Raw genomic sequence first — 13,931 nt, 5'->3', positions numbered from 1 at the left:
TAGAGCGTTAAACCTTAGTCGCTATGGGCGGTAATACCGACTTTAGCCAATTCTTGTCGGGCTATTTGCGCCGAGATCGCCACATAACCATCTTTGGCCACCAAGGCTTGCCCCTGAAGAGAATAGATAAAGCGAATAAACTCACGTTCGATCGGTCTTAACGGTTTCGACGGATGTTTATTAACGTAAACATAGAGATAGCGTGATAGTGGGTACTCACCAGATAAAATATTTTCCTGACTCGCTTCAATGTACTCACTGCCCCGTTGTGCAATCGGCAGCAACTTGACATCAGACACTTGATAACCGACCCCCGAGTAACCAATGGTATTAACGGCAGAGCCCACCGATTGAACCACAGACGCCGATCCTGGCTGTTCATTAACGCTATTTTTAAAATCACCGCCACACAGTGCGTGCTTTTTAAAATAGCCATAAGTTCCAGACACCGAATTACGCCCAAACAATTGAATACCTCGCTTAGCCCATTGGTAATCTAAGCCAAGGTCTGCCCAGCGGTTGATTTGCTGTGTCGACCCACAACGCAAAGTGGCAGAGAAAATACTGTCGAGTTGGACAAAATTGAGCCCTTCAATTGGGTTGTCTCGATGAACAAAAATGCCAATCGCGTCGATCGCCACTCTTAATGCCGTCGGCTTGTAACCATGCTCGCGTTCAAACGCTTCAATTTCGCGGTTTCGCATTGGTCGACTCATCGGCCCAAATTGCGCTGTACGTTCGGTTAATGCCGGCGGCGCCGTCGAGGAACCCGACGCTTGCACCTGGCCATTAACACTTGGGTATAACTGCTTGAACTCTTCAACCCATAGCGTCGTCATACCGGCCAATGTATCTGAACCAACACTGGTTAACGTGCCCGAAATACCCGGCACTTTTTGATAATCAGGTAACAGCGTCTGACTTGCCAAGCATGCGCTAGATACGAATAACAATGACGTCAACAGTGGCTTAATCACTTAACCACCAACCTAGACGGTAGAATAAACGAGAACTTACTACCAACACCGACTTCGCTGTGTATTTCTAAACGCGAATCATGATGTGAAAGAGCGTGCTTAACAATCGCCAGCCCTAAGCCACTGCCTCCCGTATCACGCGAGCGCGCTTTATCGACTCGATAAAAACGCTCAGTCAGACGATGTAGATGCTGAGGCTCAATACCATCACCACTGTCTTCCACTTCAAGATGCGCTCCTTGAGAACTCTGGTACCAACGAACATGAATATCCGCACCTGGTGGGGTGTACTTGACCGCATTGTAGACCAAGTTAGAAATCGCACTGCGCAGTTGATCATCATCACCTAATACGCGCAGCTTACTATCGACATCAAAACTGAGTTTATGTTCGGCCTCACCACTTAGACTAACGGCTTCTTTTTCTAGTACCTCAAGCATCGCGGGCACATTCACCACTTCATCCAGTTCATGCATCGGCGCCGCTTCAATTTTTGATAACGTCAGCAACTGATTGACCAAGCTGTTCATTCGATTGAGCTGCTCTGTCATCACCCCATGAGCTTTGGTCCACATTGGGCCCACCACCATATCTGGGTCTTCGGTCATTTCCAGATAACCTTGCAGTACCGTCATTGGCGTGCGCAGTTCATGCGAGACATTAGCAAAAAAGTTGCGACGCATGCCCTCAAGCTGCTTCAACTGACTGACATCCCGGACCACCATCAAGTGTTCACCTTCGGTGTAAGGCACAATACGTAGCTCAAGCATACGTTCAACGTTAAGCGGCGAACGCATCTCTAACGGCTCAGAGAAGTCTTGTTTATTGAGGTATTTGATAAAATCTGGGGTACGAATCAAATTCGAAATTGGCTGACCGGAGTCGTCGGGCCATTTAAAACCGAGCAAATGTTGAGCAAGTTTGTTGCACCACACAATGTTGCCTTCACTGCGAAACACCACCACGGCATCTGGCAGGGATTCAGCACCATTACGGAAACGGCGAATCAGGTTGGTCAATTCTTTACGTTTTTTACGCTGACGCTGCTGCAAACGGTAGATACCATTGAATAGTGACTCCCAATGGCCACTGCCCGATGGCGGTGTTAAACGTTTTTCATCCCACAACCATGCCGATAAGCGCATTTGGTTGTGTAAGTGCCACACAAGCTGCAAAGCCGTCGCCGCCAAAAGCAACCACGGCATAAAACCAAATATCCACCCTACGACGATCCATGGGGTGTAAAAAAAAACCAGCTCCCACGCTAGCTTTTTCCAAGTTAACCGTTCTACCACTTACCTCTCCGTTTGCGCACTCGCAATCCTACTATGCTTTGGTCGAGAAACGATAGCCAGCGCCACGCACGGTCTGGATCAGTTTGTCATGACCAGCGGCTTCAAGCGCTTTACGTAAACGACGAATATGAACATCGACGGTGCGATCTTCAACATACACGTTTGTGCCCCATACATTGTTTAACAGCTGCTCACGACTGTAGACACGTTCTTGATGAGTCATGAAAAAGTGCAGCATCTTAAATTCTGTTGGACCCATATCTAATGGTAGATCGTTAGCCGTCACTCGGTGTGAAACAGGGTCGAGCTTGAGACCTTGCACATCAATCACATCTTCAAGAGCCGTCGGAGTCACGCGGCGAATGACCGCTTTTAAACGTGCCACTAACTCTTTAGGTGAAAATGGCTTGGTAATATAGTCATCAGCGCCCACTTCAAGCCCGCGAACTTTATCTTCTTCTTCACCGCGTGCAGTCAGCATCACCACAGGAATATTTCGTGTCAGCTCTTCGCGTTTCATATGTTTGATAAAGTTGATACCACTGCCACCTGGTAACATCCAGTCTAGTAATACTAGATCTGGGAAGGGTTCAGCCAGTTTCGTTACCGCGCTATCGTAATCTTCTGCTTCAACGGCTTGATAGCCTTTTTGTTCGAGAACAAAGCAGAGCATTTCACGAATTGGCGCTTCGTCTTCAACAACCAGAATCCTTCTAGACATAATCCAGTAACCTTGTATAAGTTGAGTGATTTCGGGCTAGCTGCCCTTGTGCAACGTTAAGCATTATCACTAGCAATTATGACACTTTTGTGACCTTTGAAAACAAATTTTCATATAACTTTCATCCCACTATTGTGTGTTTGCAGTAAGACAAGCGTCGCAAAAGTCTTTATGATTGGCAGCTCAACAAAAGGTATAGAGAAAGAGTATGTGGTTTAAAAACTGTCTGGTTTATCGTTTTAACCGTGATATTGAGTTCAATGCGGACCAACTAGAGAAGCAATTGGCTGAGTTTCGTTTCACACCTTGTGGCAGCCAAGACAAGCAAAAATTTGGCTGGGTAACGGCGATGGGAAAACATGGCGACATGATGACTCACGTATCAGAAGACCGCATTCTGATCTGCGCCAAAAGAGAAGAGAAAATGATTCCGGCTTCGGTAATCAAGGACTCTTTGAATGACAAAGTCGAGGCGATGGAATTACAAGAAGGCCGTGCGCTGAAAAAGAAAGAGAAAGATAATCTTAAAGAAGACATCTTGATTGATCTGTTACCGCGTGCCTTTAGCCGCAGCAACCATACTTATGTGCTGATTTTGCCAAAAGAAGGCTTCATTCTCGTCGATGCCAGCAGCTACAAAAAAGCCGAAGATGTGCTAGCCCTGCTGCGTAAAACCATGGGTAGCCTACCGGTTGTGCCAGCCATTCCAGAAACCGCCATTGAAACTACGTTGACCGAATGGGTCAAAACGGGCGCGACGCCTGCCGGCATTGAAATGCTTGATGAAGCTGAGCTTAAATCGGTACTCGAAGAAGGCGGCGTGATTCGCTGTAAGAAACAAGAGTTGACGGCTGATGAGATTCGCAGCCATATCGACGCAGATAAAGTGGTCACTAAACTCGCCCTATGGTGGCAAGAACGCATCGAGTTCATTTTGGCTGAAGATGGCAGCATCAAGCGCCTCAAGTTCTCTGATGAACTTAAAGATCAAAATGAAGACATTCCGCGTGAAGATCAAGCCGCGCGTTTTGACGCTGACTTCTCGTTGATGTGTGGTGAGCTGAGCGCGTTTCTACCTAACCTATACGAGTGCCTTGGTGGATTGCCTCACCCAAATGCCTAATCAAAACGGCATGGCGTAAGACTTAAGCAACCGATACTGTCGTCACCACGATGATGACGACAGTATCGGTTGGTATCGCTGAGTCTGCTATCACCTCGGCCCATCTTGTCTTAAACATTTCCTTGTTTCAAATTTCAACTCTGCTAACAAAGCACCGAATAGACACACAGTTTGTTTGGATATTCCCCTAGTCACAAGTCACATTTTAACGTAAAATTTGCGCCCCTTTACTTCCACGAGGTGGAAGTAACCTGACTTGAGATCAGACTAGAGAAAAACAATGACTACTGAGAAAGCATTCGTACCTGAGCTACTGTCACCGGCAGGTAGCCTAAAAAACATGCGTTACGCCTTTGCCTACGGGGCAGATGCTGTCTACGCTGGCCAGCCGCGTTACAGCCTTCGTGTACGTAACAACGAGTTCAACCACGAAAACCTAAACATTGGTATCAACGAAGCGCATGCCCTGGGCAAAAAGCTTTACGTGGTCTGTAATATTCAACCGCACAACTCAAAGCTAAAGACCTTCATCCGTGACCTTAAACCGGTGGTTGAGATGGGTCCTGACGCCCTGATCATGTCTGACCCTGGTCTTATCATGATGGTTCGTGAAGCCTTCCCTGAAATGCCAATCCACTTGTCTGTTCAAGCTAACGCCGTCAACTGGGCGACGGTCAAGTTCTGGGCGGCCAATGGTGTTGAGCGTGTGATTGTATCTCGTGAGCTTTCTCTGGAAGAAATCGAAGAAATTCGCGAACACTGCCCAGAAACTGAACTCGAAGTCTTCGTTCATGGCGCACTGTGCATGGCTTACTCTGGCCGCTGTCTATTGTCTGGTTACATCAACAAGCGCGATCCTAACCAAGGCACCTGTACCAACGCATGCCGTTGGGAATACAAGGTAGAACAAGGTAAAGAGAACGACACTGGCGATATCGTCGAAAAGTTTGATCCAGCCGAAGCGCAACCTGTCGAAGTGCAAGACGAGCGTCCTGAAACCACTATCGGTCGTGGTAAACCAACCGATGAAGTGGTGCTACTCTCTGAAGCACATCGCCCTGACGAAAAAATGGCCGCTTACGAAGATGAGCACGGCACTTACATCATGAACTCAAAAGACCTGCGTGCGATTCAACACGTTGAGCGCTTAACGAAGATGGGCGTTCATTCACTTAAGATTGAAGGTCGTACTAAGTCGTTCTACTACTGTGCTCGTACTGCGCAAGTTTATCGTAAAGCGATTGATGATGCGGTTGCAGGCAAGCCTTTCGATGAGAGCCTAATGAGCACACTAGAAAGCTTAGCTCACCGCGGTTACACCGAGGGCTTCCTTCGTCGTCACACACACGATACCTACCAAAACTACGACTACGGCTATTCAGTCTCAGACGCTCAGCAATTTGTTGGTGAATTTACCGGTAAACGCCGTGGTGACCTTGCAGAAGTCGAAGTGAAGAACAAATTCCTAGTCGGTGATAGCCTTGAGCTAATGACCCCTAAAGGTAATGTTGTGTTCACTCTTGAAGCAATGGAAAACCGTAAGTCACAGTCAATTGAAGACGCAAAAGGCAACGGCCACTTCGTGTTTATTCCTGTTCCACAAGATATGGACCTAGAATTCGGCTTGTTGATGCGTAACCTTAATGTCGGTCAGGATACCCGTAACCCAACAGGTAAATAAGCATGGCACTGCTGATCACTGATAAATGCATTAACTGTGATATGTGTGACCCTGAGTGCCCTAATGGGGCAATCTCTATGGGGGAGTCTATCTTTGAGATTGACCCAGACCTTTGTACCGAGTGTAAAGGCCATTACGACAAGCCGACTTGCCAGTCAGTTTGCCCTATCACTAAATGCATTATCACTGACCCAAAGCATATTGAAACTGACGATGAGCTGCTCGAGAAGTTCGTCATCATTCAAGGGTTAGCCTAAAGACAAACGCCGCGTTCAGCGGCGTTTTTTATTATCCTAGATATCGTTTTTACAGACCTACTTATAACTTAACTCGGTCGCTTTACCTTTGAATATTCGATACACCGCAAAGGTGTAGAGCAAGATCATTGGCATCACTATCATCACCCCATAGCCGACAATAATCAGTGTCGCAGGTGATGAGGCCGATTGCTGCGCCGTCATCAACCCAGGCACAACTTGAGGGAAAAAGCTGTACGCTAGCCCTAAAAAGCTCAGGGCAAAAATTATCGTGACACCAAAAAATGGCCAACGGACGCCTAAATCATTAACCATAGGTACTTGGCGAAGGTAGCGGTCAACGACAAAAATAGTGGCTAAGACGATGATGGGGATCGGTGCTAACAACAGAATTTCAGGGAAGCTAAACCAGCGCATTGCCACTTGTTGATTGACGATAGGATTGACGATACTAACGACCAGAATACCCAATGCGGCCACCCAGCCAGCCCGTCGAGACCAACGCGCAGCGCGCACTTGCAGCTCACCTTCCGTTTTAAGCACTAGCCAAGCGCCCCCAATATAAACGTAAGCCGCCGCAACACACAGACTGCTTAAGAGAGCAAAACCATACGCTTGGCCCGAGTCTTCAAATCCCATAATATAGCGACCGACCATGTAACCTTGCGTCAAAGACGCAATCAATGATCCAGTTCTAAAACACCAATCCCAGCGTGGTTTGTGATCCGAGACGGCTTTCGCGCGAAAATCAAACGCGACACCACGCATGATCAGTGCGATCAACATTAACGCCGTCGGAAGGTAGAGTTCGGTCAATATCAAACTGTGCGCGCTAGGGAACGCGATCAATAAGATGCCGACGGCCAATACTAACCAGGTTTCGTTGGCATCCCAAAATGGACCAATGGAGGCGATCATACGATCACGCTGCTGCTCATTGTTACTTGGCAGTAGCATCCCCACGCCTAAATCATAGCCATCTAACACTGCGTACATAAACACCGAAAAGCCGAGTAGCAATAAGTAGATTTCTGGTAAATGATTGCTCATGAATAAACCTCTTGCTGTTGGGATGGCACCTGATGTGCGGCAATATCTTTACGCGCCAAATAGAATAAGGTGTGAATGTAAGCCACCAGCAGCAGCGCATAAATCGCGAGGTACATAAACAGTGAGATCATCACACTGCTACTCGGGACGCTTGTTACCGCTTCAGAGGTTCTCAACACACCACTGACTAACCAAGGTTGACGACCGACTTCAGTGACATACCAACCAGCCAATGTGGCAGCCCAACCTGAGAATGTCATGGCGACAACGGTATAGAGATAAGGCTTAGGTAAAGGCTTACCGCGCATCAAACGCAGCGCCCCGTACCAGCTGACCAGTAGCATCAACACGCCCACTCCGACCATAATTCGAAAACCGAAGAACAGCGGTTTAACCGGGGGATGATCAGGAGCAAACTGGTTAAGTCCGACGATTTCACCATTGAGGTCATGCGTTAGAATTAAACTGGCTAAATTAGGAATGCCAACGGCAAGGTCGTTGGTGCGAGTCTCTTCATTTGGCCAAGCAAACAAGAGCAGTGGCGCACCTTGCTCGGTTTCCCACACCCCTTCCATCGCTGCGATCTTCGCGGGTTGATGTTCTAAGGTATTCAAACCATGTAGATCGCCAATGAAAATTTGCAGTGGGATAAAACCTGCGGCTGCAAATAGCGCAACCTTCAGACCTAACTTCGCCGCACGATGTCCCGGTTGCTTCGTCACTTGATAAGCCGAGATGCCAGCAACCAAAAAGCTTGCGGTTAACGCTGACGCCAACAAGGTATGAGTAAATCGGTAAGGCAGCGATGGATTTAAGATAACGTCTTTCCAACTGGTAACATGAACAATACCATCAATGACCTCATAACCACTTGGCGTATGCATCCAGCTATTCAGCACTAAAATCCAAAATGCCGACATTGTGGTACCAACCGCAACCAGAACGGTCGCCAACGTATGGAACCAATCAGGCACGCGACCGCGACCAAACAACATCACACCAAGGAAGGTCGCCTCCATAAAGAAGGCAGTCATGACTTCATACCCTAAGAGTGGGCCTGCAACATTACCGACACGCTCCATAAATCCAGGCCAATTAGTGCCAAATTGGAAACTCATGGTGATCCCTGAGACCACACCGAGCGCAAACGTCAGCGCAAAAATCTTGACCCAAAAGTAATAGACATCCAGCCAAACTGGCGCTTGACTACGGTTATAACGCCATTTAAAGAAAACCAGCATCCACGCCAAAGCAATGGTGATAGTCGGAAAGAGTATGTGAAAGCTAATATTGGTCGCGAATTGAATCCGCGATAACATGAGGGTGTCTAACATCTTATGTCCTCAAAACACTCGTCTCGCTCTAATGAGCTCGTTGCTGATGTAATTTAATTACGTAGAAAAGGACGAATTGGATTCATCTGAGCTTAATTTGATGAATTCAGTGCATTAAAAATTGATTTATATCAATTTATGAGAAGGAAAGGTGTAAAAGAATCGTCTCAAAATACAATGATATGTATCCAAAGTTTACTAAGTTACGCTATTTGGTGGATAAGATGGCAAACTTGATGTCAATTCGGCCTACCCTTAGATAAGCATCGGAAATTATGGAATTAAATTACACAACATTAACATTCATTGCCCATTAAGCCGTTATAGATGGCGAGTTTGCAGTAGCGTTAAACACTGCTCTGGCATCACCTTTACTCGCTTTTTTTTCGCTTTCGCGACTGTTACCTTGGCTAAATTAGGTTTAGGTTGCGGCTTCCAGCTCGCAAGCTCCGCGCCACAGCCATCACCTTGTGGAGGCTCAGCTTGAGATTGGCAAACCACACTCCCGGGCGGGCATTTAAGACGAACATGCATATGGTAATGGTGCCCCCACCAGGGGCGAACTTTACGCAGCCAAGCCCGTTCATTGCTCTGTTCGCTACGACACAAGGTCTGTTTTATTACCGGATGGACAAAGATCCGCGCGACCTGTTCATCGCTTGCCGCCATTTTAATGAGCTCAAAATGGCGAGACTCCCAGCGCGGCTTAACCAGTTGGTAACGGTCAATATCCACCACACTTAATGGGGTTGGGTTAGCAAGTTGCTGGGTTGATAATCGCGCCTCGGTAAGACGTAACCAAACGTCAATGTCCAAGCCCGTTTGATGGCTTGAATGCCCAGTGGAAAAACGACCGCCTTGCGGTAGTGAGAGATCACCGATCAAAATAACGCTATTGAGTTCACGCTTTGCCTGCTGCGCCAAAGATTGAACAAAGCGAATCGCATTAGGGTGGCCGTAATAACGCGTTCGCTCGCTGCGCAGTACTTGATACCCCTCACCTTGAAGTGGTAGTGGGTTTCCTCCGGCAAGACAACCATTGGCGTAACTGCCAATGGCCTGAGGTGACTGATTAGAGGGGGCTTGGATTTGCTCCCATGGCGTGGCATAGACGCCAACGCTTACCAGCGCGACGAGGAAACAAAGACAAAACCACACCGGATGACTGCGCTGCATTGTATTCCCTCGTTTTGATTATTGCTTAATAGTGCTTGCCATTATCATAGTAGCTGCTGGCATTGAGTGCGGTAAAAATAACCGCGACATCGACATCTTCACCACTCAGCTCACGGACTTGCTGAGTGATAATTTGCGCCACTTTATCTTGGATATCTTGACCGCGATCGAACCATAACACCTCAACAAAAGGGTAAGCCGCACTAACCTCTCCTTCATGGTAAAACGTGGTGTAAACATATTCAAAGGTAAAGTCCTCACGTGGACAGGCCATATGAGGTTGTAACTGATCGATAAGTGGTTTAGATAGAATCTGAACGGATTGAGGCTCAACCGCACGAAAGCGTAAATGAGGCATACTAGGCTCCTGTCGTTATATTGAAATTATGATACCAATGTAATGTCGAATGTCTCGCATGGCTTAACACTAAGCACCCGCTTGGCCAATCTTGTCTTAGTCCTGCGCATCATTATGGTAACGCAAAGTGATCATTTCACCATCACTGGTGAGCTCAACTTGTCTTTGCCCTGCCTGCCAAATCAGTACTCGAGGCGTTGATTGAGAAAATCGGTTAATAAATAGAATCACTCTTTTATCTGCCTCTGGACGAGTTAAACCAGTGAGCAGTGTATTGACATCAAGTGACTGCTGGTCAATGGTAGCTTTGATAAGCTCAAAGCCATCTTTACGCAAACCAAGTTGTACTTGAGATAAGCGGTGGGCACTGTATTGAGCAAGAAGTTCGATGTGTATTTGAGTTTCTTCGACCCGCGCCTCCGCGATAAAACTGTCACGGTAATAACTAAGCTCGTCTTCACACCAAGTCATCTCACCACATGCTTGCCAGCCCGAAACAATCGCTTGTTTTAGCGTGTCATCGTCATCGGAGAAAACAATACTCGCGGCCAACACTGACTGAGTAACGAATAGAGTGATAACACAGAGTGCACGCCACATAACCTTACCTGCAAAAAGAAGCCATACCTGTTAAAAAGAAAAAAGCCGCTGATAATCAGCGGCTTTAATAAGCGAATAAGCCTTATGGCATCTCGTCGAACTCTGCACCCTCTTTTTCAACTTGAGGTGGCATTAAGTGTTCTTTGGTGATACCCAACTTCAGTGCCAGTGCCGAAGCAACATAGATTGATGAGTAAGTACCAACGGTAATACCAAGCAGTAATGCGGTTGCAAAACCATGGATCAGTGCCCCACCTTGAGTGAACAGTGCAATAACCACAAACAAAGTCGTACCTGACGTAATCAAGGTACGGCTCAAGGTCTGCGTAATTGAATTGTTCATGATTTCCGGTGGCTCGCCTTTACGCATCTTACGGAAGTTCTCACGGATACGGTCAAAGACAACAATGGTATCGTTGAGCGAGTAACCAACAACGGTTAACAACGCTGCCACGATAGTCAAGTCGACTTCGATCTCCATCAGAGAGAACACACCCAGTGTGATGATCACATCGTGCGCAAGCGCCAATACAGCACCGGCTGCCAGACGCCATTCGAAACGCACCGATACGTAAAGCAAGATACACAGCAGCGACACGATAATCGCTAAACCACCAGCTTCGGTTAACTCATCTCCGACGTTCGGACCAACGAACTCGATGCGGCGCATTTCAACGCTTTCTCCAGTACCGTCTTTGATCGCGGCAAGAATTTGGTTACCCAAGGTTTCACCAGCAATATTGTCACGCGGACGCAGACGCACCATGACTTCACGCGCGCTACCGAAGTTTTGTACCGTAGCATCGCCAAAACCTTTCGCTTCTAATGCGCCACGAATATCTTCTAGATTGGCAGGTTGTTCAAACCCCACTTCAATAAGCGTGCCGCCCGTAAAATCTAGACCCCAGTTCAACCATTTGGTCGAAAGAGTAAAGATCGACGCACCGATCATCAAAATGGAGAACATAAATGCCAGCTTCGACCAACGCATAAAGTCGATCATTTTTTCTGCTTTTAGAATCTGAAACATACTAATTGCCAGCCTTAGATCGACAGTTTGTTGATGCGTTTACCACCGTACATTAGGTTCACGACACAGCGCGTTCCGACAATAGCAGTAAACATAGAAGTTAAAATACCGATAGACAGTGTCACCGCGAAACCTTTAATCGCACCAGTACCAACAGCAAACAGAATGATTGCGGTGATAAGAGTGGTGATGTTGGCATCGGCGATGGTACTAAAGGCATTGGCGTAGCCTTGGTGAATCGCTTGTTGTGGACTGCGTCCATCACGAAGTTCTTCACGAATCCGCTCGAAGATCAGAACGTTAGCATCGACTGCCATACCGACCGTCAGAACAATACCGGCAATACCAGGTAGCGTCATCGTCGCTCCGGGAATCATCGACATCACACCAATAATCAGTACTAGGTTCGCCATCAGTGCCATATTGGCAATCAAGCCAAACTTGCGGTAGTAGAACAGGGTAAACAGCATTACCGCGACCATACCCCAAATACACGCCTGAACACCCATATCGATATTCTGCTGACCCATAGATGGACCAATGGTACGCTCTTCAACAATCGAAATTGGCGCAATCAAAGCACCAGCACGTAGCAATAGTGCCAAATTGTGAGCTTCAGCGGCAGAGTCAATACCAGTAATACGGAAGTTACGACCTAACGCAGATTGAATCGTTGCTTGGTTAATGACTTCTTCATGCTTAGATAAGATGACGCGACCATCTGGCGTGCGGCGACCACTATCTTTGTACTCTGCAAACACCGTCGCCATAAGCTTACCGATGTTCTTCTTCGAGAACGCAGACATCTTGTTACCACCTTCACTATCAAGTGAGATGTTAACTTGCGGACGACCATACTCGTCAACACTGGAGCTTGCATCGGTAATGCTTGAACCACCAAGGATGACGCGTTTCTTCAACACGACAGGACGACCATCACGATCTTGCTTAATTTCGCTTCCAGCTGGCGCTCGACCACTAGCAGCAGCGGCAAGATCCGCTTTTGAGTCGACTTCGCGGAACTCAAGTGTTGCGGTCGCACCAAGAATTTCTTTAGCGCGCGCGGTGTCTTGAACACCCGGCAACTCAACAACAATACGACTCGCACCCTGACGTTGAACCAGCGGCTCTGCCACACCTAACTCGTTAACACGGTTACGCAAAATAGTAATATTTTGCTCAACAGCATAATTGCGAATTTCAACTAAGCGTTGCTCAGAAAAAGTCGCAACAAGAGCAAATCGACCGTCAGAACCTGATTCAGTAAAGATCATATCTGGGTGATTTTTTTCGAGAAGTTGCTGAGCATCGTCGAGTTGCTGCTGATCACGCAGTAACACTTCCACCGCCTCTTTGCCCGATGGACGAATGGCTCGGTAACGAATTTTTTCTTCACGCAACTCACTGCGGAAGGCTTCTTCTTGCTGACCCACCAACTTTTCCATCGCCGCGTCCATGTCTACTTCCATTAAGAAGTGAACACCACCACGGAGATCAAGGCCGAGTTTCATTGGTGCAGCACCAATAGATTCAAGCCAGTCAGGCGTTGCTGGCGCAAGGTTGAGGGCAACAATGTTGTCGCTACCTAACGCTTCATTGATCACATCACGAGCACTGATCTGAGTATCAGTATCGCCAAAACGTACAAGAATAGACCCATTTTCAAGAGCAATGGATTTATGAGATAAGCCCTGTTTTTCGAGAGCTTGAGTGACAGAATCCAGCGTTGACATATCTACAGAGGCGCCGCGCGCCCCTGTAACTTGAATTGCCGGATCTTCACCGTAGAGATTTGGAAGTGCATACAGCGCAGCGATGGCAATGGTAAACATCACCATCAAATACTTCCATAACGGGTATCGGTTTAGCACAGCGAGGATCCTCTAGCTGTTTTACAGAGACTTAAGCGTACCTTTTGGTAGCACTGCAGTAACGAAATCTTTTTTGATCACAACTTCGTTGTTTGTATTCAGCTCGATAGTGATGTAGTCGTTATCTTCTGCGATTTTAGTAATTTTACCCACTAAACCACCGCTGGTCAGAACTTCATCACCCTTGCCCATCGACGCCATTAAGCTTTTGTGCTCTTTTACACGCTTAGCTTGTGGACGGTAGATCATGAAGTAGAAAATCACCGCAAACATGCCGAGCATGATTAGCATTTCAAAACCACCACCTGCTGGTGAACCTTCTGCTGCTGCGTGAGCTGGAGAAATAAACATTAAAAAATCCTCTATATATTATTTATTGATACTCAAATTGGGCATTCACGGTTTAGATTCAAGTAGTAAAGCGAGCAATAGAGATCGCTCTCTCAAAAATTGCGCGC

The 13,931-nt window shown here is 47.2% G+C and carries 14 protein-coding genes; 3 read left to right on the top strand and 11 right to left on the bottom strand.

The features are described 5' to 3' along the window. Positions 1-14: 14 nt before the first annotated feature. The 3 genes from ViNHUV68_RS03095 to phoB are packed head-to-tail and all read right to left on the bottom strand — an operon-like array spanning position 15 to position 2,993. Positions 15-965 carry a phosphate ABC transporter substrate-binding protein PstS family protein gene (locus tag ViNHUV68_RS03095; RefSeq protein ID WP_391090255.1) on the bottom strand — a complete coding sequence of 317 codons (951 nt, stop codon included), beginning with the start codon at positions 963-965 and terminating at the stop codon, positions 15-17. Between the two features lie 8 nt (positions 966-973). After that, positions 974-2,272 (bottom strand): phosphate regulon sensor histidine kinase PhoR, encoded by a 1,299-nt coding sequence (gene phoR, locus ViNHUV68_RS03090; RefSeq protein WP_038174952.1) that lies wholly within the window; start codon positions 2,270-2,272, stop codon positions 974-976. Positions 2,273-2,303: 31 nt separating this feature from the next. Then, a complete protein-coding gene (gene phoB, locus ViNHUV68_RS03085; protein WP_038174953.1) occupies positions 2,304-2,993 on the bottom strand; it encodes a phosphate regulon transcriptional regulator PhoB in 690 nt (229 codons plus the stop codon). 208 nt (positions 2,994-3,201) lie between these two features. Here phoB and rdgC point away from each other — a divergent pair, with 208 nt between their 5' ends. The 3 genes from rdgC to ViNHUV68_RS03070 all read left to right on the top strand — a co-directional run bounded on the left by rdgC (position 3,202) and on the right by ViNHUV68_RS03070 (position 6,054). Next, positions 3,202-4,116 carry a recombination-associated protein RdgC gene (gene rdgC / locus ViNHUV68_RS03080; RefSeq protein WP_038174954.1) on the top strand — a complete coding sequence of 305 codons (915 nt, stop codon included), beginning with the start codon at positions 3,202-3,204 and terminating at the stop codon, positions 4,114-4,116. A 280-nt stretch (positions 4,117-4,396) separates the two neighbouring features. Then, positions 4,397-5,797, top strand: coding sequence for a tRNA 5-hydroxyuridine modification protein YegQ (gene yegQ / locus ViNHUV68_RS03075; RefSeq protein ID WP_038174955.1), 1,401 nt, complete (start codon positions 4,397-4,399; stop codon positions 5,795-5,797). 2 nt (positions 5,798-5,799) lie between these two features. Then, positions 5,800-6,054: a YfhL family 4Fe-4S dicluster ferredoxin gene (locus ViNHUV68_RS03070; protein WP_038174956.1), complete on the top strand. Its 255-nt coding sequence runs from the start codon at positions 5,800-5,802 to the stop codon at positions 6,052-6,054. A 57-nt stretch (positions 6,055-6,111) separates the two neighbouring features. On the opposite strand, the gene ViNHUV68_RS03065 is transcribed toward ViNHUV68_RS03070, so the two are convergent. The 8 genes from ViNHUV68_RS03065 to yajC form a co-directional block, all read right to left on the bottom strand. Beyond that, positions 6,112-7,104: a cytochrome d ubiquinol oxidase subunit II gene (locus ViNHUV68_RS03065; protein ID WP_038174957.1), complete on the bottom strand. Its 993-nt coding sequence runs from the start codon at positions 7,102-7,104 to the stop codon at positions 6,112-6,114. Continuing rightward, complete coding sequence (locus ViNHUV68_RS03060) at positions 7,101-8,438, bottom strand: cytochrome ubiquinol oxidase subunit I (protein ID WP_038174958.1); 1,338 nt, start codon at positions 8,436-8,438, stop codon at positions 7,101-7,103. The genes ViNHUV68_RS03065 and ViNHUV68_RS03060 overlap by 4 nt, the downstream gene beginning before the upstream one ends. Positions 8,439-8,759: 321 nt before the next feature. Next, a complete protein-coding gene (gene mepA / locus ViNHUV68_RS03055; RefSeq protein ID WP_084185956.1) occupies positions 8,760-9,614 on the bottom strand; it encodes a penicillin-insensitive murein endopeptidase in 855 nt (284 codons plus the stop codon). Between the two features lie 25 nt (positions 9,615-9,639). After that, on the bottom strand, positions 9,640-9,972 hold the full coding sequence (locus tag ViNHUV68_RS03050) for a DUF1904 domain-containing protein (RefSeq protein ID WP_038174959.1): 333 nt from the start codon (positions 9,970-9,972) through the stop codon (positions 9,640-9,642). Between the two features lie 96 nt (positions 9,973-10,068). Beyond that, a complete protein-coding gene (locus ViNHUV68_RS03045) occupies positions 10,069-10,572 on the bottom strand; it encodes a hypothetical protein (RefSeq protein WP_038174960.1) in 504 nt (167 codons plus the stop codon). An 82-nt stretch (positions 10,573-10,654) separates the two neighbouring features. Continuing rightward, positions 10,655-11,602: a protein translocase subunit SecF gene (secF, locus tag ViNHUV68_RS03040; RefSeq protein WP_038174961.1), complete on the bottom strand. Its 948-nt coding sequence runs from the start codon at positions 11,600-11,602 to the stop codon at positions 10,655-10,657. A 14-nt stretch (positions 11,603-11,616) separates the two neighbouring features. Then, entirely contained in the window at positions 11,617-13,473 is a 1,857-nt protein-coding gene (gene secD, locus ViNHUV68_RS03035; protein WP_084185957.1) for a protein translocase subunit SecD, read from the bottom strand. A gap of 21 nt (positions 13,474-13,494) precedes the next feature. After that, positions 13,495-13,824 carry a preprotein translocase subunit YajC gene (yajC, locus tag ViNHUV68_RS03030; RefSeq protein ID WP_391089257.1) on the bottom strand — a complete coding sequence of 110 codons (330 nt, stop codon included), beginning with the start codon at positions 13,822-13,824 and terminating at the stop codon, positions 13,495-13,497. Positions 13,825-13,931 lie beyond the last annotated feature (107 nt).

Origin of the sequence: Vibrio sp. NH-UV-68, assembly GCF_042940635.1 — a bacterium.
GTDB classification, from domain to species: Bacteria; Pseudomonadota; Gammaproteobacteria; order Enterobacterales; family Vibrionaceae; genus Vibrio; species Vibrio pacinii.
The sequence above is the reverse complement of the archived record's forward strand: the minus strand, read 5'-3'. Positions and strand labels throughout refer to the sequence as shown.

Coding starts and splice junctions, on each gene's coding strand:
- yegQ (WP_038174955.1), top strand. CDS start 4,397: ATGACTACTGAGAAAGCATTCGTACCTGAGCTACTGTCACCGGCAGGT.
- rdgC (WP_038174954.1), top strand. CDS start 3,202: ATGTGGTTTAAAAACTGTCTGGTTTATCGTTTTAACCGTGATATTGAG.
- ViNHUV68_RS03050 (WP_038174959.1), bottom strand. CDS start 9,972: ATGCCTCATTTACGCTTTCGTGCGGTTGAGCCTCAATCCGTTCAGATT.
- yajC (WP_391089257.1), bottom strand. CDS start 13,824: ATGTTTATTTCTCCAGCTCACGCAGCAGCAGAAGGTTCACCAGCAGGT.
- ViNHUV68_RS03070 (WP_038174956.1), top strand. CDS start 5,800: ATGGCACTGCTGATCACTGATAAATGCATTAACTGTGATATGTGTGAC.
- ViNHUV68_RS03065 (WP_038174957.1), bottom strand. CDS start 7,104: ATGAGCAATCATTTACCAGAAATCTACTTATTGCTACTCGGCTTTTCG.
- ViNHUV68_RS03045 (WP_038174960.1), bottom strand. CDS start 10,572: ATGTGGCGTGCACTCTGTGTTATCACTCTATTCGTTACTCAGTCAGTG.
- phoB (WP_038174953.1), bottom strand. CDS start 2,993: ATGTCTAGAAGGATTCTGGTTGTTGAAGACGAAGCGCCAATTCGTGAA.
- mepA (WP_084185956.1), bottom strand. CDS start 9,614: ATGCAGCGCAGTCATCCGGTGTGGTTTTGTCTTTGTTTCCTCGTCGCG.
- secF (WP_038174961.1), bottom strand. CDS start 11,602: ATGTTTCAGATTCTAAAAGCAGAAAAAATGATCGACTTTATGCGTTGG.
- ViNHUV68_RS03060 (WP_038174958.1), bottom strand. CDS start 8,438: ATGTTAGACACCCTCATGTTATCGCGGATTCAATTCGCGACCAATATT.